The following is a 24,827-nucleotide window of genomic DNA, read 5'->3' as shown; positions in this document are numbered from 1 at the left end:
GGATGGACGGGCCATCCACGCGTTCAAGCACGCGTGGATGGCCCGTCTACCGTATCTGCCCATGAAACCCTACAAGATCCCGGAATCGGTGCTGGTCGTGATCCACACTTCCGACATGGAAGTGCTGGTGCTCGAACGCGCCGACCGTCCGGGCTTCTGGCAATCGGTCACCGGCTCGCTCGACGCGCCGGACGAGCCGTTGATGACGACCGCCGCGCGCGAACTGTTCGAAGAGACCGGCATCGTGGCCGACGGCGAACGCATTCGCCTGCGCGACTGGCAGCTCTCGAACGTCTACGAAATCTATCCCGTCTGGCGTCACCGCTACGCCCCCGGCGTGACCCACAATACCGAGCACGTGTTCTCGGTCTGCGTGCCGCGCGACATCCCCATCCTCCTCAGCCCGCGCGAACACCTGCGCCATGCCTGGTTACCGCATCTGGAGGCGGCGGACCGCTGCTTCTCTTCTTCCAACGCCGAAGCCATCCTGCAACTGCCCCGCAAAATCGCTTAAAAATTGCGAACAGCAAATAAAATTGCCTTAAAGCAGCTTATTTGCCGAAAATCAGCATTGAAATATGGCATGTGTGCGCAATAAAATGACGTTTTTTAACAAAAGTACGTAGGTACTTTTTTTAGAAAATGGTCTGTGCGTGGCCGCGCATATGCGTTCGCTCAAACGTACTCTCTCCTATGAAAATACATTTGAATACACTTCACCTGTCTTTTTTATAACCATAGGAAATTTTGCGAGAGCCCATATGCACGAGATATTCCATGTTTGACAGGTGTAAATTCGTCGACTAAGGTCAACGGCTCACCCATGGTGAATTTTTGATGTGCAACTTTTAAGTGGATGATTCTGGGAGATAAAATGGATAACCTCGAACTGAATAGCGACAAGAAAGTTAAGGCAATCACCCTAGGGGACGACTGCATTTATATCGACCTCTTCGACGGCCTGCGCCTGAGCGGGCCGCTGGCGCCGCGCGAGGAAAAGCAGGGCGCGCAAGAGCGCCGTCCGCGCCGCATGATCGTGTCGGGGCATGAAGCCATCTACGACACGGCGCTGGCGCTTGCCTGAATGTCAGATTCAGCTCAGTTCAGTATGTAAGAGCGCGACGGCACCAAGCCAACCGCCGCGCTCCGCGCTCCAGCACCAGGCTGTGAAGCGCACGATTGGGCCCGTTTCACGAGAACGCCGGTCCGATCCGGGTAGAATGTTCCCATGAAAATCCGTGTAGCCACCTACAACATTCATAAGGGCGTTTCGTCCCTGCGCAGCACGCCACGCGTGATCGCGCTCAAGAAGGCCATCGCAGAATTCGACGCCAACGTGGTGTTCCTGCAAGAAGTGCAGGGCCGGCACGACCGCTACCAGGCGCGCTACGGCAAGGAAGACCGCGGCCACCGCCACTGGCCCGAAACGGCCCAGTACGATTACTTCGCCGCCGACGTCCACCATACGGCCTACGGGATGAACGCGGTCTATGACCACGGCCACCACGGCAATGCGCTGCTGAGCTGCTGGCCGATCGAGAACTCGCACAACCACGACGTTTCCGACCACGCCTACGAGCAGCGCGGCATCCTGCACTGCATCCTGGGCGCGCCCGAGTGCCGCGTGCACTGCTACGTGGTCCACCTCGGCCTGTTCGAAGGCAGCCGTGGCCGCCAGACCGCCTCGCTGATCGAGGCCGTCAACGCATCGGCGCCGAACGGCGAGCCGGTGATCATCGCCGGCGACTTCAACGACTGGCGCAACACGCTCAGCGACAAGCTGCGCAACGCCCTGGGCGTCAAGGAAGTGTTCGACGAACTGGGGCCGCGTTCGCCGATGGGCGACATGGTGCGCAGCTGGGCCGGCCGCCAGCCGCGCCTGGCGCCGGCCCGCACCTTCCCGGCCATGCTGCCGTGGTTCAGGCTCGACCGCATCTACGTGCGCGGCTTCAAGGTCAACAACGCCAAGGTGATGCACGGTCCGTTGTGGGCCAAGCTGTCCGATCATGCGCCGATCGTGGCCGAGCTCGAACTCACACAAGGGCCATGCGCAGTCTGACCTTTGTCGACAACAATGACATCACGCTGCTGCAGAGCGGCATCGCCTTCTTCCCGGCGCTGATCGAGGCGCTCGACGCCGCCCAGCACGAGGTCTTGTTCGAGACCTATATCTTTGCCGAGGACGAGACCGGCGCCGCCGTGCGCGACGCCCTGGCGCGCGCCGCCCGCCGCGGCGTGAAGGTGAGGGTGCTGGTCGACTGGTTCGGCACCGGCCACCGCTGCTGCGGCCGGCTCGGGCCCATCCTGCTCGAGGCCGGCGCCCAGTACCGCGTCTTCAACCCCTGGTGCCGGCGCGGCATTGCCCGTTCGCACCGCAAGATCGCCGTGATCGACCGCGAAGTCGCCTTCGTGGGCGGCATCAACGTCAACGACGACTGGCTGTGCGACCACGCCGACGGCCACCGCCTGCCGGCGCCGCGCTGGGACTTCTCGGTGCGCGTGCGCGGGCCGCTGGTGGCCCAGATCCACCACGAGGCGCAAGCCCAGTGGACCCGCAGCGGCCGCCTGCGGCTGCGCAAGCGCTTCCAATTGTTCCGCGAGATGCGCAAGCAAGCCATTCCCTCTTGCGAAAGTCCGGCACGGGCCGCATTTGTGGTGCGTGACAACCTGCGTAACCGCAGCACGATCCAGAAAGCCTATCTGCAAGCCTTGGGACGTGCGCGCCACAGCGTGCTGCTGGCGACGCCGTACTTCGCGCCGGGCCGCAAGTTCCGCAAGGCGCTGGCGCATGCCGCGCGGCGCGGCGTGCAGGTGACGCTCCTGATCGGGGTGGGGGAGTTCAAGATCCAGGATGCGGTCGCGCATTCCTTCTATCCCAAGCTGCTGGCCGACGGAGTGCGGGTGGTCGAATACCGCAAGACCCAGCTGCATGCGAAGGTGGCGGTGGTCGACGACGACTGGGCCACGGTCGGTTCCAGCAATTGCGACGGCCTGTCGCTGTTCCTGAACCAGGAGGCCAATGTGGTGGTGAGCGATCCGGTGTTCGCCGCCACCATGCGCGAGCATATCGAGCGCGGCATCCTGGACGGCAAGGAGGTCTGTCCGCAGGAGTTCGCCCACACCGGCTGGCTGCGCCGCGCCACCTATGGCATGGCGTATATGGCGTACAAGCTGGTGATGCGGGTGGTCACGTTCGGATACACCTAGGGATATTGGAAATAGATAATGGAAAAAGAGAACGTACGAATCGACAAATGGCTGTGGGCGGCGCGCTTCTTCAAGACCCGCTCGCTGGCCCAGGACGCGGTGGAACGCGGCCGGGTGCGCATCGGGGGAGAACCGGTCAAGCCTGCGCGCGCCGTCAAGATGAACGACCGCATCATGATCGACAACGGTTCCGATCGCTGGGAAGTGATCGTGGCCGCGATCTCGGGCTCGCGCGGCCCGGCGCCGGTGGCGCGCACCCTGTATTTCGAGACCGACGAGAGCATCGCGCGGCGCGAGAACGACAAGACGGCGCGCCGCCTGTACCCCGAGCCGAGCATGGACATCAAGGGCCGGCCGACCAAGCGCGACCGCCGTGCGATGGAGCGCGTCGGCGAGGAATGACGATGGGCGCAATGCCCCTCGTCAACGGGATATCCCGTTCCGTCAAAATGCTGTACCTTTATGACTGAAACAACAAACTTCCGTTCCCCGCCCACGGCGACGGACGGAAGCGCTCCACGGCGCCATCTCCCGGCGCCGATCGTTGTCTTGCATCAATAGAACGCCACCTCTAAGTTCCCGTTTGACATTCCTCGGCTGATAGATAATAGTACGAGCGTTCGGATTTTTTTCGATTCAGGGGCAGCTATCAGTACTTCAGCAAAATTCATGCGCAAGGGCGAACAGACGCGGGCCGCAATCCTCGACGTCGCGCTCGAGCTCGCCAGCCGCAATGGCCTCGAAGGCCTGACCATCGGCTTGCTGGCCGACCGGATGAGCATGAGCAAGTCGGGCGTGTTCGCCCACTTCGGTTCGCGCGAAGACCTGCAGCTCGAGGTCGTCAAGCTGTATCACCACCGCTTCGAGCAGGAAGTGTTTTATCCGAGCATCAAGGAAGCGCGCGGCCTGCCGCGCCTGGTGGCGATGTATACGCGCTGGGTCAAGCGCGTCTCGGTCGAGATCGCGTCCGGCTGCATTTATATCAGCGGCGCGGTGGAATACGATGACCGCGAAGGCCCGATCCGCGAGGAACTCGTGTCGATGGTGCGCGCCTGGCAGGGCGCCCTGCTGCGCAGCGTGCAGCAGGCGGTCGAGATAGGCCACCTGCGCCGCGACCTGGAGCCCGAGCAGCTCGTGTTCGAGATGCACGGCCTGATCCTGGCCCTGCACCACGACGCCCGTTTCCTGCGCAATCCAGGCGCGGTCGAGCGCGCACGGGCCGCCTTCGAGCGCCTGGTCGAGAATTACCGCAATCCCCAACTACCGCAAGACCATCAGGCGGCATGAGCCGCCTGCCACGTCCAACATCTTTACCCTCGTTCAGGAGATAACCATGGGTCAGTACGTCGCGCCAATCCGGGATATGCAGTTCGTTCTGCACGAATTCCTCAACGTCACCGAAGAATTCAAGAATCTGCCGAAGTACTCGGAGATCGATGCCGACATCATCAACCAGGTGCTCGAAGAAGGCGCGAAGTTCACGCAAGAGGTGCTGTTCCCGCTGAACCACTCGGGCGACCGCGAAGGCTGCCACTTCAATGCCGCCGACAAGACCGTGACCACCCCGAAGGGCTTCAAGGAAGCCTACCAGCAGTACGTGGAAGGCGGCTGGGCGGCGCTGGCCTGCGATCCTGAATACGGCGGCCAGGGCCTGCCGATCACCCTGAACAACTCGTTCTACGAGATGCTGAACTCGTCGAACCAGGCCTGGTCGATGTACCCCGGCCTGTCGCACGGCGCCTACGAGTGCCTGCTGGAGCACGGCACCGACGACCAGAAACGCCTGTACCTGCCAAAACTGGTCTCGGGCGAGTGGACCGGCACCATGTGCCTGACCGAAGCGCACTGCGGCACCGACCTGGGCCTGCTGCGCTCGAAGGCCGAACCGCAGGCCGACGGCACGTATCTCATCACCGGCTCCAAGATCTTCATCTCGGCCGGCGAGCATGACATGTCCGAGAACATCGTCCACCTGGTGCTGGCGCGCCTGCCGGACGCGCCGGAAGGCTCGAAGGGCATCTCGCTGTTCCTGGTGCCGAAGTTCCTGCCGAACGACGACGGCTCGCTGGGCGAGCGCAACGGCATCGCCTGCGGCGCCATCGAAGAAAAGATGGGCATCCACGGCAACTCGACCTGCCAGATGAACCTCGATAACGCCCGCGGCACCCTGATCGGCCAGCCGCACAAGGGCCTGCAGGCGATGTTCGTGTTCATGAACGCGGCCCGCCTGGGCGTGGGCATGCAGTCGCTGGGCCTGACCGAAGTCGCGTACCAGAACGCGCTGGCCTATGCCAAGGACCGCATCCAGATGCGCAGCCTGTCGGGCCCGAAGGCGCCGGATAAACCTGCCGACCCGATCATCGTGCACCCGGACGTGCGCCGGATGCTGCTGACCGCGAAAGCGTATGCCGAAGGCGCGCGCGCGTTCTCGTCGTATGTCGCGCTGCAGATCGACCGCGAACTGAACCACACCGACGAAGACGTGCGCAAGGAAGCGGCCGACGAAGTGGCCCTGCTGACCCCGATCATCAAGGCCTTCATCACCGACAACGGCTGGATCGCCACCTCGGAAGCGATGCAGGTGTACGGCGGCCACGGCTACATCGCCGAGTGGGGCATGGAGCAGTACGTGCGCGACGCCCGCATCAACATGATCTATGAAGGCACCAACACCATCCAGTCGCTGGATCTGTTGGGCCGCAAGATCCTGATGGACAACGGCGCCAAACTGCGCAAGTTCGGCGAGAAGATCAAGGCCTTCGTCGAAGACAACGGCCTGGACGAGCAGCTGTCCGAGTTCGTGACCCCGCTGGGCGAACTGGGCGAGAAGGTCACCAAGCTGACCATGGAAATCGGCATGAAGGCCTTCCAGAACCCGGACGAAGTGGGCGCCGCCGCCGTGCCTTACCTGCGCGTGGCCGGCCACCTGGTGTACAGCTACCTGTTCGCGCAACAGGCCAAGATCGCCCTGGCCAAGCTCGATTCGGGCGACAAGTTCTACGAGTCCAAGCTGGCGACGATCCGCTTCTATTTCGCCCGCCTGTACCCGGAAACCGCGATGCTGATCCGCCAGGCACGTTCGGGCGCCGCGAACCTGACGGCGCTGGACGCCGACCTGTTTTAATCACCCGTCACGACGCTAACCAAGGAATACTTACATGTCCAATTTCATCGTCAAGAAAGTCGCCGTGCTGGGCGCCGGCGTGATGGGTGCGCAGATCGCCGCGCACTGCGTGAACGCCAAGGTGCCGGTCGTCTTGTTTGATCTTCCTGCAAAGGAAGGTCCTAAAAACGGCATCGTGCTGCGCGCCATCGAGAACCTGAAAAAACTGTCGCCGGCCCCGCTGGGCAACAAGGATGACGCGGCCCTGATCGAAGTGGCCAACTACGAGGACAACCTCGACGTGCTGCTCGGGTGTGACCTGATCATCGAAGCCATCGCCGAGCGCATGGACTGGAAACACGACCTGTACGCCAAGGTCGCGCCGCACATCGCGCCGCATGCGATCTTCGCCTCGAACACCTCGGGTCTGTCGATCAACAAGCTGGCCGAAGGTTTTGACAGCGAACTGAAGGCGCGCTTCTGCGGCGTGCACTTCTTCAATCCACCGCGCTATATGCACCTGGTGGAACTGATCCCGACTGACGCGACCCGCCCGGAAATCCTGGACCAGCTCGAGACCTTCCTGACCTCGACCCTGGGCAAGGGCGTGGTGCGCGCGAAAGACACGCCGAACTTCATCGCCAACCGCGTCGGCATCTTCGGCATGCTGGCCACCATCGTCGAAGCCGAGAAGTTCGGCCTGTCGGTGGACGTGGTCGACGACCTGACCGGCGCCAAGCTCGGTCGCGCCAAGTCGGGCACCTTCCGCACCGCGGACGTGGTCGGCCTGGATACCATGGGCCACGTGATCAAGACCATGCAGGACAACCTGAAGGATGATCCGTTCTTCAGCGTCTACAAGACGCCGGACATCCTGGCCAAGCTGATCGAGAAGGGCGCGCTGGGCCAGAAGACCGGCGCCGGCTTCTACAAGAAGGTCGGCAAGGAGATCCAGCGCCTGGACTTCGCGACCGGCGAGTACGTGCCGAGCGGCGCGAAAGCCGCCGACATCGTCGGCCGCATCCTGAAAGAGAAAGACCCGGTCAAGAAATTCAAGGCCATGCGCGATTCGACCAACCCGCAGGCGCAGTTCCTGTGGGCGATCTTCCGCGACGCCTTCCACTACATCGCGTTCCACCTCGACACCATCGCCGACAATGCGCGCGACGTCGACTTCGCGATGCGCTGGGGCTTCGGCTGGAGCGTCGGTCCGTTCGAGACCTGGCAAGCCGCCGGCTGGAGCCAGATCGCCCAGTGGGTGAAGGAAGACATCGAAGCCGGCAAGGCGCTGAGCGACGCGCCGCTGCCGGCATGGGTGTTCGAAGGTTCGGTCGCCGAGAAGGGCGTGCACACCCCTGAAGGCTCGTACTCGGTCACGAAGAACGCCTATGTGCCGCTGTCCGACCTGCCGGTCTACCAGCGCCAGCAGTTCCGCGCGCCGGTGGTCGGCCTGGGCGGTCCGGATGCGAAGACCTTCGGCACCACCGTGTTCGAAGACGACTCCGTGCGCCTGTGGCACTCGGACGACGAGGTCCTGGTCATCTCGCTCAAGACCAAGATGCACGTCATCGGCGATGGCGTCATCAAGGGCATCCAGCGCGCCTTGAAAGAAGCCGAGCAAGGCTACAAGGGCATCGTGATCTGGAATACCGACGCGGCCGAAGGCGGCGCGTTCTCGGCCGGCGCCGACCTGCAATCGGCCCTACCCGCCTTCATGGCCGGCGGCGCGAAAGCGATGGAGCCGATCGTGCGCGAGCTGCAGGACACCTTCATGGCGATGAAGTATTCGAACATCCCGGTCGTCGCCGCAGTGGCCGGCCTGGCGCTGGGCGGCGGCTGCGAGCTGGCGCTGCATGCAAGCAAACGCGTGGCCTCGATCGAGTCGTATATCGGCCTGGTCGAAGTGGGCGTCGGCCTGGTGCCGGCCGGCGGCGGCCTCAAGGAAGCGGCGCTGCGCGCGGCGAATGAAGCCAAGGGCAACGACATCCTGCAATTCCTGAAGAACGGCTTCATGAACGCGGCCACCGCGCAAGTGTCGAAGTCGGCGCTGGAAGCGAAGGCGATGGGTTACCTGAAGGAAGACGACGTCATCGTGTTCAACGCGTACGAACTGCTGCACGTCGCGAAGACCACCGCGCGCGCCATGTTCGACGCCGGTTATCGCGCCCCGGCACGCCGTACCTTCCCGGTCACCGGCCGTTACGGCTGGGCCACCATCCGCGGCCAGATGGTCAATATGCGCGACGGCGGCTTCATCTCGGCCTATGACTACCACCTGGGCGACACCATCGCCGAGATCGTGACCGGCGGCGACATTGACCAGGGCAGCGTGGTGAGCGAACAGTGGATCCTCGACCTGGAACGCAAGGCCTTCGTGGCCCTGCTGAACAATCCGAAGACCCAGGAACGGATCATGGGCATGATGCAGACCGGTAAGCCGGTGCGCAACTAACGCTGACGACTGAACAGGACTACTGACATGAGCAAACAACTTCAAGACGCATACATCGTCGCAGCGACCCGTACCCCGATCGGCAAGGCGCCGCGCGGCATGTTCAACAAGACCCGCCCGGACGACCTGCTGGTGCACGCGATCCGCGGCGCCATGGCCGCCGTGCCGAACCTGGACCCGGCGCTGATCGTCGACGCCATCGTCGGCTGCTCGTTCCCTGAAGCCGAGCAGGGCTTCAACGTGGCGCGTAACGCCGTCGTGCTGGCCGGCCTGCCGAACACCGTGGGCGGCGTCACCGTCAACCGCTACTGCGCCTCGGGCATCACCGCGCTGGCGATGGCGGCCGACCGCATCCGCGTGGGCGAAGCCGACGTGATGATCGCCGGCGGCGTCGAATCGATGTCGATGGTGCCGATGATGGGCCACCACCCGTCGATCAATATGGACGTGTTCAAGGACGAGAACGTGGGCCTGGCCTACGGCATGGGCCTGACCGCCGAGAAGGTCGCCAACCAGTGGAAGATCTCGCGCGAAGACCAGGACGCCTTCGGCCTGGAATCGCACCGCCGCGCCATCGCCGCCCAGCAGGCCGGCTACTTCAAGGACGAGATCACCCCGGTCGAGATCATCACCCGCACGCCGAACCTGGCCACCGGCGAGATCAGCGTCAAGAAGCGCACCGTGGACAGCGACGAAGGCCCGCGCGCCGACGCCAGCGCCGAATCGATGGCCAAGCTGAAGCCGGTGTTCGCGGCCAAGGGTTCGGTCACCGCCGCGACCTCGTCGCAGATGTCGGACGGCGCCGGCGCGCTGATCGTCGTCAGCGAAAAGATCCTGAAGGAGCACAACCTGACCCCGCTGGCCAAGTTCTCCTCGTTCGCCGTGCGCGGCGTGCCGCCGGAGATCATGGGCATCGGCCCGAAGGTGGCGATCCCCGCCGCGCTGGCCGCCGCCGGCATCACGCAAGACCAGCTGGACTGGATCGAGCTGAACGAAGCCTTCGCCGCGCAGGCGCTGGCCGTGATCCGCGACCTGGGCCTGGACACCAGCAAAGTGAACCCGATGGGCGGCGCGATCGCCCTGGGCCACCCGCTGGGCGCCACCGGCGCGATCCGCGCCGCGACCGTCGTGCACGCGCTGCGCCGTAACAACCTCAAGTACGGCATGGTGACGATGTGCGTCGGCGCCGGCATGGGCGCGGCAGGCATCATCGAGCGCGTCTAAAAAACATGGCGGCGCATCGCAGCCGCCGCATTTCAAGCGTGGGCGGGAAATCCAAGCACCGTACGTCAATGCCGCGAGCGTGACGTGGGGTGGGCGGGTCTCCCGCCCACGCGTCCAATCGGCCCATGAACAATTCTGGAGACAACACCATGAGCATCCGCCTCACCAAAGCCGACGGCATCCTCACCATCGAATTCAACCGCGTCGAACGCAAGAACGCGATCACCGGCGCGATGTACCAGGCCATGGCCGACGCGCTGCGCGACGCCGAGCAGGATGCGCTTGTCCGCGCCATCCTGATCACCGGCCAGCCCGAGATCTTCACCGCCGGGAACGACCTGGACGATTTCCTGAACAACGTCGGCGAAGGCGCGATGACGCCGGAACGCCCCGTGTTCCAGTTCATGAGCGCGCTGGAAGGCGCAACGAAACCGGTAGTGGCGGCCGTCGCCGGCGCCGCGGTCGGCATCGGCACCACCTTGCTGATGCACTGCGACCTGGTCTACGCCGCCGACAACGCCAAGTTCTCGATGCCGTTCACCCAGCTCGGCCTGTGCCCGGAATTCGCCTCGTCGCTGCTGGTGGCGCAATCGGCCGGCTACACGCGCGCCGCCGAGAAGCTGCTGCTGGGCGAGCCGTTCGTGGCCCAGGAAGCGCTGGAGATGGGCATCGTGGCGCGCGTGCTGCCGGCTGCCGAGCTGCTGTTCTTCGCCCAGGGTCAGGCCGCCAAGCTGGCCAAGCTGCCGCCCGCGTCGATCCGCACCACCAAGGCGCTGATGAAGCGCGCGCGGGGCGCATTGGTGAAGGAAACCATCGCCGCCGAGAACGAGCGCTTCAGCGCCATGCTGACCGGCGCCGAGGCGAAAGAGGCGTTCACCGCCTTCTTCGAGAAGCGTAAGCCCGACTTCAGCGAATTCGATTGAGTATCTCGCCGCGTGCGATGCCTCAAGCAGTGTTTCCTTAAGTTTTGCTCAGGCCTTCCGATATTGTCGATATGATCAATGAATAGGGCGGCGAACATGAGCCTGAGCATCTCCAGCCTCGGCCCGCAGGGAGCGACCCTCCCTGCCGGCAGGGTAAAACCCTCGGTTGCCGAAGCACGACAGGAAACGGAAACCCCGGCCCAGGACAAAGTGACCTTGGGCGGACGACAGGCCGAGCCACTGACCTATGGCAGCAAAGGCGGCGGCAAGGTGACCCAGTCCGAGCTTGCAAGCATGATCGAGGAATCCGATCGCAAGGCCCAGGAAGTCATCGACCTGATCCGCCCGCTGGTCGAGCAGCAGGGTCTCAACTTCGCCAAGGTGGCGAACGGCGAGCAGCAACTGCAGGCGGATCCCGACACCATCGAAGTGGCCAAGGCGGCCATCGCGGATGGTGGCGAATTCAGCGTGGAAAAGACTTCCGAGCGTATCCTGGGCTTTGCTAGGGCAATGATCGGCGCCGACCCATCCAAAATGGACGCCATTCGCGCTGCGGTCGAAAAAGGCTTCCAGGAAGCGCAGGACATGCTGGGAGGAAGCTTGCCCGAGATCAGCCAGAAAACCCTGGCTGCGGTGCAGGCCGGCTTCGATCAATGGCAGAAGGACGGCATCCCGGCGGATTGACTCGACCGTCCGTCGCGCCGCCAGGTTCTGCAGGGTTATGTGGCTTCGCGCGGCGGCTTGAGGCTTTTGCTGTAAAAACCCGACGGGTCGAAACAACAGACCCGTTTCTTGCCTGCCGCCAGCATGTCGCCGGCGTCGGCGACGCGGCTCATACGGGTCTTGGCTTGCTTGGCAGATTCGATCCAGTGTACCCAGTCGATGCGGGCGATGGTAGTGGTGGCGTCCCAAGTTTCCCTGGCTGGCGGCGACGCGTCGAGCACTTCATTGAATTCGGGCGGTACCGGCGGTTCCAATTCAGTTGGCGTAGGGGACGCCTCGAGCGTAACCGTGTCCCCGATCGCTACTCCCGCCTTCTTCATCAGCGCCGCCGGCACCTTGAACCAGTGGCTCAATTGGCCGTCTGGCTCCAGCGTGGCCTGAAAGGAGTGGCCGTTGAGTTTGCCTTGCATACTCGTCCTGCCACGCCGGGGAAAGGTGTCACTCATTGCCTTGGGCAGGATGACGAAGGCCCAGCCATCTTCTCCGCGCCGGTCAGCGGGGCCGCGCAGTACTGCTTCAACGTGCAGTTGTGTACCAGCTCTTTCCATTTAAGCTCCCGTCGACGCAACCTCGATCTCGGCAGAGTAGAGGTCCGCGGTTCCACATCGCACATGGGCACTTCGACAAGCTCAGAGGAGCAAGCCAGTTCGTTCGCTCAACGCAGTAAGCGTCCAGCGGCACCATGTTCCCGCGCCGGCTAACTGCCGGAGACGTTTGTGAATGATGGCAGGTAGTCGTTCGTCCAGATCATGGTGTAGTGTGCGCCCCCGTCGTGACGCAGGCGAATGTTGTTGACGCTGACGCCAGCGCCGATCGTTATACCACCCTGGGCCTCGACACCCCCGCCGCCGCTTCTGATCGACGACGACAGCCCTCCACTCATGGGGCTGGTGGTCGGGGCGGGGGCAAAGCTGATCCGAGCCTGCACGACGGAGGGGGCGGACAGTAGCGCTCTCATCTGAGGACCGAGGCCCGCCTCCGGAGCCCCAAGGAACACGCCGAAAACCGCAGCGGCGCACTGGGCGAGCACGTCGTCATCGGTCATGGCGGCGGCGATAGTGGCCCGTGCCGCGGCAATTTCCGCGCCTGTGGCGTTGGCGGGCGCCCTTCCGGCTGCAGCCTCCCGGGCAGCGATGAGGGCGTGGATGAGGCAGTTCCCGTCGCCAGGATTGGTGGTCTCATGCCAGCCGAGCGGGACCTGGCCCCGGTGGATGTCGATCCTCAGTCCCAGACTCGTGGCGACGTGGTGAGCCTCTCCCTCGGCGAGGTAAGCGGTCGAGAGCCTGACATCGTTGCGGTATGCCGCGATGAACCGCGCCTGCGCCGCAGGGAGGATACCCCCGTCTGGTCCGACCAGGGGATCGGCGATGACCTGGGCGAGGCCAGTGGTATCCCGCGCGTGGTCGGTGTCCTTCTTGCCGGCGTCGACCAAGGGCTTGAACTTGGCCACCAAATCCGCAAGGTTGCGGATGTCGTTGATTGGTTTGGACAAGGACGTCGACTGGAGGCGAGCCTTGACGTTGTCGGCGATGAGCCTCATCACGTTGGGGAATACCCGCTGCAGGGACTCATGCCAATGCAGCACCGCCGCGACCAGGGCCAGCGGCGGCAGCGTGCTGTTGACGTGGCCGTCGAAGAGAGTGAACGCGGCGCCCACCACGACCTCGGGTCCGTCGGCGGTCTTGCCGGCGTCTAAGATGGCCTTCTCGTTGGTGGCCAGGCGATTCATGGCATGCCCTTCAGCGTGCCCCAGCGCTCGGCCGTGGGTCGTATCGTCGGCGAAGGTGGCCGACTTGGTGAGCTGGTAGACGATAGCAAACCGGCGGAACACGTCGCTCATGGCCGCCTGCCAACGATGAACTGGCAGGCGCTGATCCAGGAGGCTCATCGCCTGGACCTCGCTCGCTCGAGCCAGTTCACGTGCGTCTTCGCGTTCCAGGTCCGTGACGAACCGCGCGAATCGGGAGGCCATTACGATAAGCGCCTCCGCCGCCGGATGGCCGGTGAACGATGCCATCTCGGCACGCACGAGCGTCCAGGCAACGGTGTGGGACATCTGAGTCGCGAAGCGGGTGTTGGGTCGGTCCTGGTCCGAGACCTGGATGGAGTTCAGGGTGACCTCCCCGCTCCCGTAGGCCAGCTGTTCGACATCGACGGCCGCCTGGCCCTGCACCTGGGTCGTCACCGTGACGAGTTGTCCGTCGGCTGCGGGTACGACACGTACATTGGCGGTAAAGTCGGACTCCAGGGACTGTTGTACCGGGACGAGTACCGCCCCGTTGCCGCCCTGAACCAGTGGACTCCGCTGTTTCAGGGGGGAGATGTTCGGGGCCCTCTCAAGGAGCGCCACCAGGCCGCCCAGGTTTGCGTCGGACGCGAGTTTGAACTGCTTGCGCACCCCCGGCGACAGGGCGCTGCTATAAACATTGTTCTGAATGGCGGCTCCATGCGCAGCCATCAGCTCAGGGAAGGCTAAATGCAGCGCTTCCTTCCAATGAGAAACGGCGCTAGCGTAACCCTCTGGGCCGAGTGCCTTATAGAATCCTCCATCCAGGAGGCCCGCCGCCGCCGCGATGACCTTGTTTGCATCCACGTCAGTTTTGGCGATGATGGCTTCCTCGGCGTTCCGCAGGACGGCCATGTGACTGCCCTCACCGTGGCCAGTTGCCTTGCCATGCTTGAAGGTCGACGAGCCGGCTTGCTGATAGGCCTGAATGTAGAGCACCATGATCCGGCTTATCAGCTGCTGCCAGGTGTCGATCGGCAAGGTGGCGCCGGTCAGGCTGTCGGCCGAGACGAGGACGCTGTCGATGAGGAGCTTGCAATTCCGGGACTGCTCCTCGGCAGCCAGGGCCTTCATCGAGGCGATATAGTGGGCAAGCACCTCAGCGACGGGGCGGTTGTGCATCGCCATTTGAGCGGCACGCTGGAGAACCCAGGCGACTGTGTGGCGCTCCTGACGGTCGCCGTAGCGAGTCTCGGGGCGGTCCTGGTTGCCGAGCTGGACGCCCTCAATCCAGAGCTGGGCGGCATTGTAGACCATGTCCTGCACCTCGCCGACGGACTTTAATTTGCCAGTGGCCACGGGGACTACGGTCACCTGGGAGGTAAGCCTCGAACTCAATTTCGGGCCGTCATGCTCGGACTTCTGCGTGGAAATTTGGAGCCCCAGATTGAAGGGATGCTTGTCCGATTCATCGTCTGAGATGTTGCTCTCGCTTTCTTCAATTTCCATCGAGACCTTTTCCCAAGCGCCGCTAGCCACGTCGCGCCTCAGTCGAACGTTGTGCTGGTCGCTCCGCTGCCCGACCGGGCGCACTGTAACGTCTTCATCGTCATGGTAGGCAACGATCCCGTACTCCGTATTGTCCAAGTCGTCGATGAAGCGTTCTTCGTTTGTATACACGAACTTACCCTGGATCGGCGCAGGCCCGCCTCCAGGAATGGCGCCCCGATTCGGACCAGTAAAGAGTTCATAAAAATTGTTGGCGGAGCCTGGACGCAGTTTCCCTGCTTCGATCATGCTGTCCTTTCGCCTGGCCTGGGCAATCGCCTGCGGGCTGCTCGAAACGACGCGGATCAGGGACTGCTGCGCCTTTCTTTTCGGACTTTCGTTGCTGGTGCCTGCCAGTTCACGCTGTGCGAAACCCGTGACACGCTGTGTTACCGCGCCTGCTACGCGTTTCTCTGCCACCAGGTTCCCTGAAACATGATCGCCCTCGAACTGCGCGGCTTTCTCGCCCATCATGTCGGCCTCTTTTTCCAGTGAAGGATCGTCGTTGACCGCGCCTCCCTTCATCTGCAAAGTCGGTCGAACCCGCCCCTGAGCCTGCTGTACTACATGCCAAGCCTCATGCGGCAGATGCCTTTCCTGGCCCGCCCCCAGATGAATCTCATTCCCTTGGGCATAAGCGTGCGCCTGCAACTGCGCCGGCTTATCCGAGTTATAGTGCACCTTTACATGATCCATGCTCATGCCAGAGAGCGACTCTATCCCTGATTTCAATCGATCGGGCAGGCCGGTATCGTTTGTTTTTTCTTCGCGCTGCGCCGGCGATGCATCGGCTGGCATTGCGCAGTCTCCTTGCGGTTTAACCGTCCCATCGAAGAGCGCATTTATTTCGTGACGCTGCGCCACCATCCGGGGACTGTGGTGAATGGCGTTGCTTAGCACCCGCTGCTGCAACACACGCGGGCTGTCATTCATCATCTCGGCCAGTTCAGCTTGCGCTACCGCGTCGGATCGGTTGTCCGCAAGCCCCCGCTTCTGTGCAACTGCCCTGGTGGTGTCCGTTTGCGCTGCATCAGAGTCGTTTCCTGCTTGGAGCGGTGCTTGCATGGGGGCGTTCGTAGATGAGTGGCGTTATCGGCATGACTGCATGATCATAACCCCAGTTCTTCTTTCCCGACCAATCCGGCTTCTTTTGCTGGGGCGCCTGGCTGTCGGCAGCCGCCTGCTTCTGACTACAGGCATATGGAAGCTGGCTGTCGACACTGTCTCATCACGATCGATGGCGCTTGATGCGCAGTGCATAGCAGCCGTAGGCGGCAAAGCGCGCCAGCACGAACGCCACGTCGTTCCGTCCGAGGAAAGCGTCCAGGTCGCGGACCGCGGAGGATGGGGTGCTCAGTGCGGCGTCCACGATCCGTTCATCGGCCGAGTAGGCCCTCAGCACGAAGCTGGCGCCCAGGTACGGCTGCTCGCCGCCGACCGGCAGGGCGTCGAGCCGCGGCGTGGCCTGGGGGGCGGCCGACACGAAGACCGGCCCATTTTCCTTGTACGGCCCCGCGACGGTGAACGGGCAGTAACTGGCCAGCAGGATCGCTTCACCGGGAACGGCGCGGCGAAGGCAATCGCTCAGCGGCTCCCCGCCTTGCGCGGCGTGGCGCTCGACCGGCTGGCCCTGGTCGTCGGTGCCGGCGCGGACGCGGGCCAGAAAGGTATCGGAGAGCGGAACGATACGGATCGGGAGATGGGAAGGCGAGGGCGTGGTCATGGCGGTGTCGCTATGAAAGTGAAGATGCCGCGATCTTCGCGCAATCCCGCCAGCTTTGCGCCTCGTTCCTTGCTGTCGAATCCAGTCAGCGCGCCTGCGTGACGTGCGCCTCGCGCAGCGGCCGCCATCCGAGCCGCGCCTCAATCGCGCGCCGGTAGCGGGTGTCGATATGGGCCGGCGTGCGGCGGACATAGTCTTCGGCGGCCGCGCGCTCTTTGCCGGTCCGGCTGCCCAGCCATTGAACGACCTCGTCGGCCGTCGGCACCCGCCCATTCTGGCCATCGAATTTCGGCGGCACGGCGGTCCACACCGCCGCGTCGATGCGCCTGGCGCGCAGCCAGGCCGCGACACGGGGATCCTCCTGCGCGCCGTCGACCGCCGGGATGCTGCCGATCCATTCGGGCCGTTCAGGCGTGATCTTCTCGCGCGCGCGCACCATGGCGCGGGCTTCGTCGAGATCGCCGGTGGCCAGATAGGCCCAGTAGGTCGGCGCCAGGCGCGCGCTCTCGCACAGCACCAGCGCCAGCTCGGGGCTGTCGTCGCTCTGGCGCACGAATTCGAGGGGAAGCGGCGGGCCGCCGGGATGCCAGCTTGATGCCAGCTTGAGACCCTGGGGCTTCCACAGCAGCGAGCCCCAGGCGATACAGACGATGTTCATGACGGGATAGCCTGGCAATCAAAACCCCAGTCTAGCCCCTCATGCGAAAGCGGCGAGCACGGCTATACAGGCCGTAAGGACAGGCTCACTCTTCCCTTGCTTCCTTGGCCGCCGCCGCGCCGAACAGGCGGTCCTTGGCCGACAGCAGCTTCTGCACCTTGGAGCCCATTTTCATGAGCTGCGACATCGACTCGGGCGACAGGCGCTGCAGGTCGTCGAACCAGTTATTGGCCAGGTCGACCAGTTCGTGCATCTCGCGCATGCGCTCCTGGGCGAACTGGTCTTCGGGTGTATTGGCGTTGGCCATCAGCGATTCGCGCAGCACCGACAGGGTCGGGGCCACTTCGCGCCGGCGCCGTTCGGCCGCGACCACGCGGAAGATTTCCCAGACGTCGCCGAGCGAGGTGAAATACTCGCGCCGGTCGCCGGGGATGCGCGACAGGCGCACCAGGCCCCAGGACTGCAATTCCTTCAAGCCGATACTGACGTTGGAGCGCGAGATGCCGAGCTTCTCGCCGATGTCGTCGGCGTGCAATTGTTCTTCGGTGACGAAGAGCAGGGCATAGATCTGCCCCACCGTGCGGTTGATGCCCCAGCGGCTGCCCATCTCACCGAAGTGACTCACGAATGTTTGGACGAGTGGCGTCATGGTTGAGAACTTTTCGATGCTTTTGAAAGGTGGATTATCCCACGGTCCCACGACACGCACACGGACTGCCTCACCATCGTGGTGCAGGAGGTTGTTAATCCATGAGTAATTCCCGACAAAGTCACTCTCCTTTCCAGACAAACTTGAAGTTTCAGTGCATAATTTCACTAACTTCTGAAAATTCAGAATGTTTAGAAAGTTTGGCGTAAGTCAGAAATAATGTAGATCAAGGCATCTGCTTCACCGCAGGACTGAACACCATGAACGCGCAACGCAACCGCTCCATCATCCTCTGGCTCGCTGCCCTGGCGATGCTGTGGGGCATGCTTGCACCGTCCCTTGCATCGAACCTGCCGGCCCGTCAGGGCAAGACCTGGATCGATGTCTGCCTGTCGGTCGGCGCCAGGCTGGTGGCGCTCGACCTCGATACCGCCGGTGCCGCCGGCGACGAGGCCGTCCACCCCGGCATGCATTGCCCGGCCTGCCTGTCGCAGGACGACCCGGCCATCATTGCCCATCCTCCGGGCAGCCCGGTGCTGCGGGACGCCCCGCTCGGACGCATCCTGCGTCCCCACGGGCCGGCGCTGCGGCCTGCTTCGACCTTCCTCAGCGACCACCGCAGCAGGGCGCCGCCACTGGCCGCCTGACCCGGTTTCACCGCGCGGCCAGCGCCGCACCCCTCAATCGTCTGGAGAACCACCATGCTTCGCCGTCAAGGCCGTAGCCCGGCCACGCTCGTCCCATCCATCCGCAGCGCCACCTTCGTGATGAGCGCGGCGGCGCTGCTGTGGATTCCACAGGCGGCCCTGCTGGCCCATGCCGTGCAGCAGCTGGCCCGCGGCGCCGGCCTGGCGGACATGCTGGCGCCGGCCTGCGGCTTCCTGGCGCTGGGCGTGCTGCGCGCCAGCAGCGAAGCCTGGGGCGCGCGCCGCCTGTTCGCGGCTTCGCGCCTGCACCTGGCCACATTGCGCAGCAAGGCGGCGCAGGCCCTGGCGTCGCGCTCGCCGCTCGACCGCGAACGCCTGGCCAGCGGCCGCGCCGCCAGCGCATTGGCCGAGCAGGCCGAGGCCGTGCTGCCCTGGCTGGTGCGCTACCAGCCGGCGCGCATGCGCACGATGCTGGCGCCGCCCGCGATCGCGCTCGTCGTCCTCTATTTCTCGTGGACCGCGGCCCTGATCCTGGTAGTGGCCGCGCCCTTGATCCCGATCTTCATGGCCGTCATCGGCTGGCGCGCCAAGGCCGCCAGCGAAGCGCAGCTGCAAGTCATCGGCGGCATGAGCGGCTTCCTGCTCGACCGCCTGCGCGGCCTGTCGACGCTGCGCGCGCTTCGAGCAGTGGACGCCACCGCGCAGCGCGTGCGTGATAGCGCCGAAAGCGTGCGCGCCAGCACCATGCGCGTGCTGCGCATCGCCTTCCTGTCTTCCACCGCGCTGGAACTGTTTTCGGCGCTGGGCGTGGCGCTGGTCGCCGTCTATGTCGGCTTCCACTTGCTGGGCGAGATCGGTCCCGGCAGCTGGGGCGTGCGCCTGACGCTGGCGGAAGGCCTGTTCATCCTGCTGCTGGCGCCCGCCTTCTTCGAGCCGCTGCGCGAACTGGCCGCCGTGTGGCACGACAAGGCCTCGGGCGAGGCGGCGCTGAAGGAACTCGAGCAGCTGCAGCACGCCGGCCTGGCGCTGCCGGGTGCGCTGGCGCCGCAGTGCAAGCTGCGCGCCGGCCGCGCATCGGTCGCGCCTTCGGTGGTGCCGTCGGTCGATATTGAAGCTTTGGTGTTCCAGCATCCCGGCGAAGCGCCGCTGTTCGATGGCGAGGACTTGTACGTCCGCGCCGGCGAGCACGTGGCCCTGGTCGGCCCCAGCGGCAGCGGCAAGACCACGCTGCTGTCGGTCATCGCCGGCCTCGCGCCCGTCAATGGCGGCGCGGTGCGCATCGGCGGCGTGCAACTCGATGCGCAGTCGGCGGCCGACCTGCGCGCCCGCATGGCCTGGATCGGCCAGAAGCCGCACGTGTTTTCGGGCTCGGTGCGCGCCAATGTCTCGCTCGAGCGCGACGGCATCGACAGCGGGGCCGTCGGCGCCGCCGTGCGCCGCGCCGGCCTGGGCCATGTGGGCCATGCCACACCGGGCGCCAGCCTGGGCGAGGGCGGTCTCGGCCTGTCGGGCGGCGAGCTGGTGCGCCTGGCGCTGGCGCGCGCGGTGTGCGCGCCGCATGCCGGCCTGCTGCTGGCCGACGAACCCACCGCCCACCTCGACCGCGACACCGCCGCCGGCGTGATCGACGCGCTGGTAACGCTGGCCCAGGGCCGCACCCTGATCGTCGCCACCCACGACCTGGCCCTGGCCGCGCGCATGAAGCGCGTGGTGCGCATCGGCGAACCCTTCACCAAACGGAGCGCGGCATGAAACCTCGTCACGACCTGCAACCGGTCCTCGCCCTGTTCCTGGAAACGGGCGGGCGCCGCCTGGCGCTGGGCGCCTTCCTGTCCACCCTGGTGGTGCTGGCCGGGATGGCGCTGCTGGGCACCTCGGGCTGGTTCATCACCGCCACCGCGCTGGCCGGCCTGGCGGGCGGCATGGTCATGTTCAATGTCTTCGTGCCGAGCGCCGCGATCCGCCTGCTGGCGCTGGGCCGCACCTTCGGCCGCTACGCCGAGCGCATGGTGACCCACGACGCGACGCTCGGCGTGCTGGCCGCGCTGCGCGAACGGCTGTTTCGCGGCTGGGCCGGCCCGCAGGCGGCGCGCGCCTTGCTGCGCCGTCCTGCGCGCCTGCTGTTCCGGCTGACCGGCGACATCGACGCGCTCGAATCGATCTATCTGCGCCTGGTCGTGCCGGCCCTCGCCGCCCTCGGCGCGGCGCTGCTGGCCGGCGTGGTGCTGGCCAACCTCGACTGGCGCCTCGGCCTGGCGATGTTCGCCTGGCTGCTGGCCTTCGGCTGGGGAGTGGCTGTCCTTGTCGCGCGTCTTGCCCGTCCGCTGGCGCTGCGCCGGGCGCGCGCGCTGGAACGGCTGCGGGCCCAGGCCATCGACCTGGTCGCCGGCCAGACCGATCTGGCCATGGCCGGCCGCCTGCCGGCCCAGTGCGCGCGCCTGGCGCAGGTCGACGACAAGCTGGCGCGCGCCGACGCTGCGCTGCACCGGCTCGAGACCGGCGCCGGCTGGACCTATGCGGTCGGCGGCCACCTAGCCGTGGCGGCGACCTTGCTGGCAGTGGCTGCGTTGGGAGCGAGCGCGCCGGCGGCGGCGCTGGCCTTGCTGATCGCGCTGGCCGCGCTGGAACCGTTCGCCGCGATGCGCCGCGGCGCGATCGAGGCCGGCCGCAGCTGGCTGGCGGCGCGCCGCGTCGGTCCCCGGCTGCAACAGGAAGCGGATGACGCCAGCGCCGTCGGCGCGCCGGGCGACGACGAAGCGCTGCTGCTGTGCGACGCCAGCGTCGTGCATCCGGGCCGCGAGGGCGCAGCGCTGCACGAGGTCAGCCTGCGCATCGCACGCGGCGAGCGGGTTGCCGTGGTCGGCGCCAGCGGCGCCGGCAAGTCGACCTTGCTGGGCCTCGTCGCCGGCGAACTGGCGCCGTGCGCCGGGCAGGTGAGGGCGCTCCCCGCCACCTGGCTGACCCAGCGCACCGAACTGTTCCAGGACAGCCTGCGCGACAACCTGCGCCTGGCCGATCCGCAGGCGGGCGACGAGCAATTGTGGGACGCGCTGCGCGCCGCCGGGCTCGAGGTCGACGTGCGCATGCTGGCGCGCGGCCTGGACACGCCGCTGGGCGAGGGCGGCCTGGGCCTGTCGGGCGGGCAGTCGCGGCGCCTGGCGCTGGCGCGGCTGCTGCTGCGCCGGGCCGATTTCTGGCTGCTGGACGAGCCGACCGAGGCGCTCGACGCCGCCACCGCCGCCGACGTGCTGGCGCGCCTGGCGCGTCATGCGCACGGCCGCACCGTGCTGCTGGCCACCCATCTGCGGCGCGAGGCCGCGCTTGCCGATCGGCTGCTGGTGATGCGGGAAGGGCGCCTGGTCGCCGACCACCGGCGCGGGACACGAGGATTCGACGCAGCGCTGCTGGCGCTGCGCCACGACTAAACACCATTGATTCACTAATAAGAAAGGATTCACCATGGATCTCGACGTCGTCGGGCTCTCCCGACTACAGTTCGCCCTCACGGCGCTGTACCACTTTTTGTTCGTACCCCTGACACTGGGGCTGTCGATGGTCATCGCCATCATGGAAACCGTATACGTGATGACCGGCCGCCCGATCTGGCGCCAGATGACCAAGTTCTGGGGCGTGCTGTTCGGGATTAACTTCGCCATCGGCGTGTCCACCGGCCTGGTGATGGAGTTCCAGTTCGGGATGAACTGGAGCTACTACAGCCACTACGTCGGCGACGTGTTCGGCGCGCCGCTGGCCATCGAAGGCCTGATGGCGTTCTTCCTCGAAGCGACCTTCGTCGGCCTGTTCTTCTTCGGGTGGGACCGCCTGTCGAAGGTGCAGCACCTGGTCGTGACCTGGCTGACCGCCATCGGCACCAACTTCTCGGCGCTGTGGATCCTGATCGCCAACGGCTGGATGCAGAACCCGGTCGGCGCGTCGCTCAATCCGCAGACCATGCGCATGGAGGTGACGGATTTCGGCGCGGTGCTGGCCAATCCGGTGGCGCAGGCCAAGTTCGTGCACACGGTGTCGGCCGGCTACGTGGTCGCCGCGCTGTTCGTGCTCGGCGTATCGAGCTGGTACCTGCTCAAGGGCCGTCATGCCGAGCTGGCCAAGCGCTCGATGACGGTGGCCGCCTCGTTCGGCCTGGCCGCCTCGCTGTCGGTGGTGGTGCTGGGCGACGAAAGCGGCTACCTGGCCACCGAGCACCAGCACATGAAGCTGGCCGCGATCGAAGCCATGTGGGACACCCAGCCGGCGCCGGCCGCCTTCACCGCGGTGGGCTTCCCGGATCAGGCGGCGCGCGAAACCCATTACGCGATCCACATCCCCTGGGTCATGGGCCTGATCGGCACCCGTTCGATCTCCAGCGAGATCCCGGGCATCAACGACCTGGTCAAGCTGGCCGAGGTGCGCGTGCGCCAGGGCATCCTGGCCTATGACGCGCTGGAGCAGATCCGCGCGCTCGGCGGCAAGGGCCCGGTGCCGGCCGAGCTGCAGGCGAAGTTCGAAGAGAACAGCAAGGTGCTGGGCTATGCGCTGCTGCTCAAGCGCTACGTCGACGATCCGCGCCAGGCCACCGAGGCGCAGATCAGGCAGGCCGCCAACGACACCGTGCCGCAAGTGGCGCCGCTGTTCTGGTCGTTCCGCGTGATGGTCGGCCTCGGCATCTATTTCATCGTGCTCACTGCCGTGTTCTTCTGGCTGTCGGCGCGGCGCCGCCTGGACGCGTATCCATGGCTGCTGAAGGTGGCCGTGTGGTCGATCCCGCTGCCGTGGATCGCCGCCGAAGCCGGCTGGATCGTTGCCGAACTGGGCCGCCAGCCGTGGGCCGTCGAAGGCGTGCTGCCGACCGCGGTCGCGGTGTCGAACATCGGCATCCAGACCGTGCTGGCCACCTTGCTCGGCTTCGTGGTGCTGTATTCGATCCTGATCGTGGTCGAGATGAAGCTGATGCTCAAGGCGATCAGGAAAGGCCCCGAGCTCGAGACCGAACACGCCCCGGGCAGCCACAGCCCCCTGGTCGGCGCCACGCCGGCGATGCGCACTGCGCCAATGATCACTGCGGAGTAAAAACATGATTCTTCACATGCTTCTGGACTACGACACCCTGCGTGTCATCTGGTGGGTGCTGCTGGGCGTCCTGCTGCTCGCCTTCGCCGTGACCGACGGCTTCGACCTCGGCACCGGCGCCCTGCTGCCTTTCGTGGCCAAGACCGACCTCGAACGGCGCGTCGTCATCAACACCGTCGGCCCCGTGTGGGAAGGCAACCAGGTCTGGCTGGTGCTGGGCGGGGGCGCCATCTTCGCTGCCTGGCCGCAGCTGTACGCGGTCTCGTTCTCGGGCTTCTATCTCGCCATGGCGGCCGTGCTGCTGGCGCTGATCCTGCGTCCGGTCGGCTTCAAGTACCGCAGCAAGCGTGACAGCACCCAATGGCGCGCGGCCTGGGACTGGGCCCTGTTCGTCGGCGGCTTCGTGCCGGCGCTGATCTTCGGCGTCGCCATGGGCAATGTGCTGCAGGGCGTGCCGTTCCGTATCGAACCCGACATGCAGATTTTCTATGAAGGCGGCTTCTTCGGCCTGCTCAACCCGTTCGCGCTGCTGTGCGGCCTGGTGTCGGTGGCGATGCTGGTGATGCATGGCGCGGCCTGGCTGGTGCTCAAGACCGATGGCCTGGTGGCCAGCCGTTCGCGCGCCTGGGGCATCCGCGCGGCGCTCGCCACCGTGGTGCTGTACGCCGTGGCCGGCGTGCTGCTGTGGAACGTGGTCGACGGCTACCGCGTCACGGGCGAGCTGGTGACGACCGGTCCATCGAACCCGCTGTTCAAGACCGTGCAGGCGAATGTCGCCGGCGCCTGGTTCGCCAACTATGCGGACCATCCGTGGACCCAGCTGGCCCCAGGCGCCGGCATCGTCGGCGCGCTGCTGACCTACCTGGCGCTGCTCAAGCGCAAGGAAGGCGTGGCGATGCTGACCTCGAGCCTGTCGATCGCCGGCATCGTGCTGAGCGTGGGCGCCTCGATGTTCCCCTTCATCCTGCCGTCGTCGATCCAGCCGCAGGCCAGCCTGACGGTGTGGGATTCGTCGTCGAGCCACCTGACCCTGTTCATCATGCTGGTCTCTACCTGCATCTTCCTGCCGCTGATCATCGCCTACACCAGCTGGGTCTACAAGGTCCTGTGGGGCAAGGTGAACCCGACCGAGATCCGCGATGGCAAGGGCCACGCCTACTAATCGAAGAAAGAA

21 protein-coding genes are annotated in these 24,827 nt (G+C 65.3%); 16 read left to right on the top strand and 5 right to left on the bottom strand.

The window, feature by feature from the left end; all coding sequences use genetic code 11:
* Positions 1 to 61 precede the first annotated feature (61 nt).
* The 11 genes from nudB to LO55_RS04840 all read left to right on the top strand — a co-directional run bounded on the left by nudB (position 62) and on the right by LO55_RS04840 (position 11,593).
* Positions 62 to 514 carry a dihydroneopterin triphosphate diphosphatase gene (gene nudB / locus LO55_RS04890; RefSeq protein ID WP_071360667.1) on the top strand — a complete coding sequence of 151 codons (453 nt, stop codon included), beginning with the start codon at positions 62 to 64 and terminating at the stop codon, positions 512 to 514.
* A gap of 360 nt (positions 515 to 874) precedes the next feature.
* The gene (locus LO55_RS04885) at positions 875 to 1,084 is read left to right on the top strand and encodes a hypothetical protein (protein WP_071360666.1); all 210 of its coding nucleotides are present in this window, start codon (positions 875 to 877) and stop codon (positions 1,082 to 1,084) included.
* A gap of 144 nt (positions 1,085 to 1,228) precedes the next feature.
* Complete coding sequence (locus LO55_RS04880) at positions 1,229 to 2,059, top strand: endonuclease/exonuclease/phosphatase family protein (protein ID WP_071360665.1); 831 nt, start codon at positions 1,229 to 1,231, stop codon at positions 2,057 to 2,059.
* A complete protein-coding gene (clsB, locus tag LO55_RS04875) occupies positions 2,047 to 3,207 on the top strand; it encodes a cardiolipin synthase ClsB (protein WP_071360664.1) in 1,161 nt (386 codons plus the stop codon). The genes LO55_RS04880 and clsB overlap by 13 nt, the downstream gene beginning before the upstream one ends.
* A gap of 18 nt (positions 3,208 to 3,225) precedes the next feature.
* Positions 3,226 to 3,609 carry an RNA-binding S4 domain-containing protein gene (locus LO55_RS04870; protein ID WP_071360663.1) on the top strand — a complete coding sequence of 128 codons (384 nt, stop codon included), beginning with the start codon at positions 3,226 to 3,228 and terminating at the stop codon, positions 3,607 to 3,609.
* Between the two features lie 267 nt (positions 3,610 to 3,876).
* Positions 3,877 to 4,494: a TetR/AcrR family transcriptional regulator gene (locus LO55_RS04865; RefSeq protein WP_005663243.1), complete on the top strand. Its 618-nt coding sequence runs from the start codon at positions 3,877 to 3,879 to the stop codon at positions 4,492 to 4,494.
* 46 nt (positions 4,495 to 4,540) lie between these two features.
* On the top strand, positions 4,541 to 6,331 hold the full coding sequence (locus LO55_RS04860) for an acyl-CoA dehydrogenase C-terminal domain-containing protein (protein ID WP_071360662.1): 1,791 nt from the start codon (positions 4,541 to 4,543) through the stop codon (positions 6,329 to 6,331).
* A gap of 34 nt (positions 6,332 to 6,365) precedes the next feature.
* Positions 6,366 to 8,762, top strand: a complete 2,397-nt coding sequence (locus LO55_RS04855) for a 3-hydroxyacyl-CoA dehydrogenase/enoyl-CoA hydratase family protein (RefSeq protein WP_071360661.1) — start codon at positions 6,366 to 6,368, stop codon at positions 8,760 to 8,762.
* A gap of 27 nt (positions 8,763 to 8,789) precedes the next feature.
* On the top strand, positions 8,790 to 9,986 hold the full coding sequence (locus tag LO55_RS04850; protein ID WP_005663231.1) for an acetyl-CoA C-acyltransferase: 1,197 nt from the start codon (positions 8,790 to 8,792) through the stop codon (positions 9,984 to 9,986).
* A 149-nt stretch (positions 9,987 to 10,135) separates the two neighbouring features.
* Positions 10,136 to 10,909 (top strand): enoyl-CoA hydratase, encoded by a 774-nt coding sequence (locus LO55_RS04845; RefSeq protein WP_071360660.1) that lies wholly within the window; start codon positions 10,136 to 10,138, stop codon positions 10,907 to 10,909.
* Positions 10,910 to 11,005: 96 nt separating this feature from the next.
* Positions 11,006 to 11,593, top strand: a complete 588-nt coding sequence (locus LO55_RS04840; protein ID WP_071360659.1) for a DUF5610 domain-containing protein — start codon at positions 11,006 to 11,008, stop codon at positions 11,591 to 11,593.
* 35 nt (positions 11,594 to 11,628) lie between these two features.
* Here LO55_RS04840 and LO55_RS04835 read toward each other — a convergent pair whose 3' ends face one another.
* The 5 genes from LO55_RS04835 to LO55_RS04815 all read right to left on the bottom strand — a co-directional run bounded on the left by LO55_RS04835 (position 11,629) and on the right by LO55_RS04815 (position 17,936).
* Positions 11,629 to 12,180, bottom strand: coding sequence for a YdeI/OmpD-associated family protein (locus tag LO55_RS04835; RefSeq protein WP_071360658.1), 552 nt, complete (start codon positions 12,178 to 12,180; stop codon positions 11,629 to 11,631).
* Positions 12,181 to 12,329: 149 nt separating this feature from the next.
* A complete protein-coding gene (locus tag LO55_RS25675; protein WP_143054453.1) occupies positions 12,330 to 15,971 on the bottom strand; it encodes an eCIS core domain-containing protein in 3,642 nt (1,213 codons plus the stop codon).
* Between the two features lie 163 nt (positions 15,972 to 16,134).
* Positions 16,135 to 16,629 (bottom strand): DUF1203 domain-containing protein, encoded by a 495-nt coding sequence (locus tag LO55_RS04825; RefSeq protein ID WP_071360657.1) that lies wholly within the window; start codon positions 16,627 to 16,629, stop codon positions 16,135 to 16,137.
* 85 nt (positions 16,630 to 16,714) lie between these two features.
* On the bottom strand, positions 16,715 to 17,287 hold the full coding sequence (locus LO55_RS04820; RefSeq protein WP_071360656.1) for a hypothetical protein: 573 nt from the start codon (positions 17,285 to 17,287) through the stop codon (positions 16,715 to 16,717).
* A gap of 85 nt (positions 17,288 to 17,372) precedes the next feature.
* Complete coding sequence (locus LO55_RS04815) at positions 17,373 to 17,936, bottom strand: GbsR/MarR family transcriptional regulator (RefSeq protein ID WP_071360655.1); 564 nt, start codon at positions 17,934 to 17,936, stop codon at positions 17,373 to 17,375.
* A 260-nt stretch (positions 17,937 to 18,196) separates the two neighbouring features.
* On the opposite strand from LO55_RS04815, the gene LO55_RS04810 reads away from it, so the two are divergent.
* Genes LO55_RS04810 through cydB form a run of 5 tightly spaced genes read left to right on the top strand, consistent with a single transcriptional unit; the run spans position 18,197 to position 24,815 of the window.
* A complete protein-coding gene (locus LO55_RS04810; RefSeq protein WP_071360654.1) occupies positions 18,197 to 18,583 on the top strand; it encodes a DUF2946 domain-containing protein in 387 nt (128 codons plus the stop codon).
* 54 nt (positions 18,584 to 18,637) lie between these two features.
* Positions 18,638 to 20,335 (top strand): thiol reductant ABC exporter subunit CydD, encoded by a 1,698-nt coding sequence (gene cydD / locus LO55_RS04805; protein ID WP_071360653.1) that lies wholly within the window; start codon positions 18,638 to 18,640, stop codon positions 20,333 to 20,335.
* Positions 20,332 to 22,008 carry an amino acid ABC transporter ATP-binding/permease protein gene (locus LO55_RS04800; protein ID WP_071360652.1) on the top strand — a complete coding sequence of 559 codons (1,677 nt, stop codon included), beginning with the start codon at positions 20,332 to 20,334 and terminating at the stop codon, positions 22,006 to 22,008. The genes cydD and LO55_RS04800 overlap by 4 nt, the downstream gene beginning before the upstream one ends.
* A gap of 34 nt (positions 22,009 to 22,042) precedes the next feature.
* Entirely contained in the window at positions 22,043 to 23,653 is a 1,611-nt protein-coding gene (locus LO55_RS04795; RefSeq protein ID WP_005663208.1) for a cytochrome ubiquinol oxidase subunit I, read from the top strand.
* A 4-nt stretch (positions 23,654 to 23,657) separates the two neighbouring features.
* Complete coding sequence (gene cydB / locus LO55_RS04790) at positions 23,658 to 24,815, top strand: cytochrome d ubiquinol oxidase subunit II (RefSeq protein ID WP_071360651.1); 1,158 nt, start codon at positions 23,658 to 23,660, stop codon at positions 24,813 to 24,815.
* Positions 24,816 to 24,827: the final 12 nt, after the last annotated feature.

This window comes from Massilia timonae, from assembly GCF_001866515.1.
GTDB lineage: Bacteria > Pseudomonadota > Gammaproteobacteria > Burkholderiales > Burkholderiaceae_D > Telluria > Telluria timonae.
Note: the sequence above shows the minus strand (reverse complement) of the source record. Positions and strands in the feature narration are given on the sequence as shown.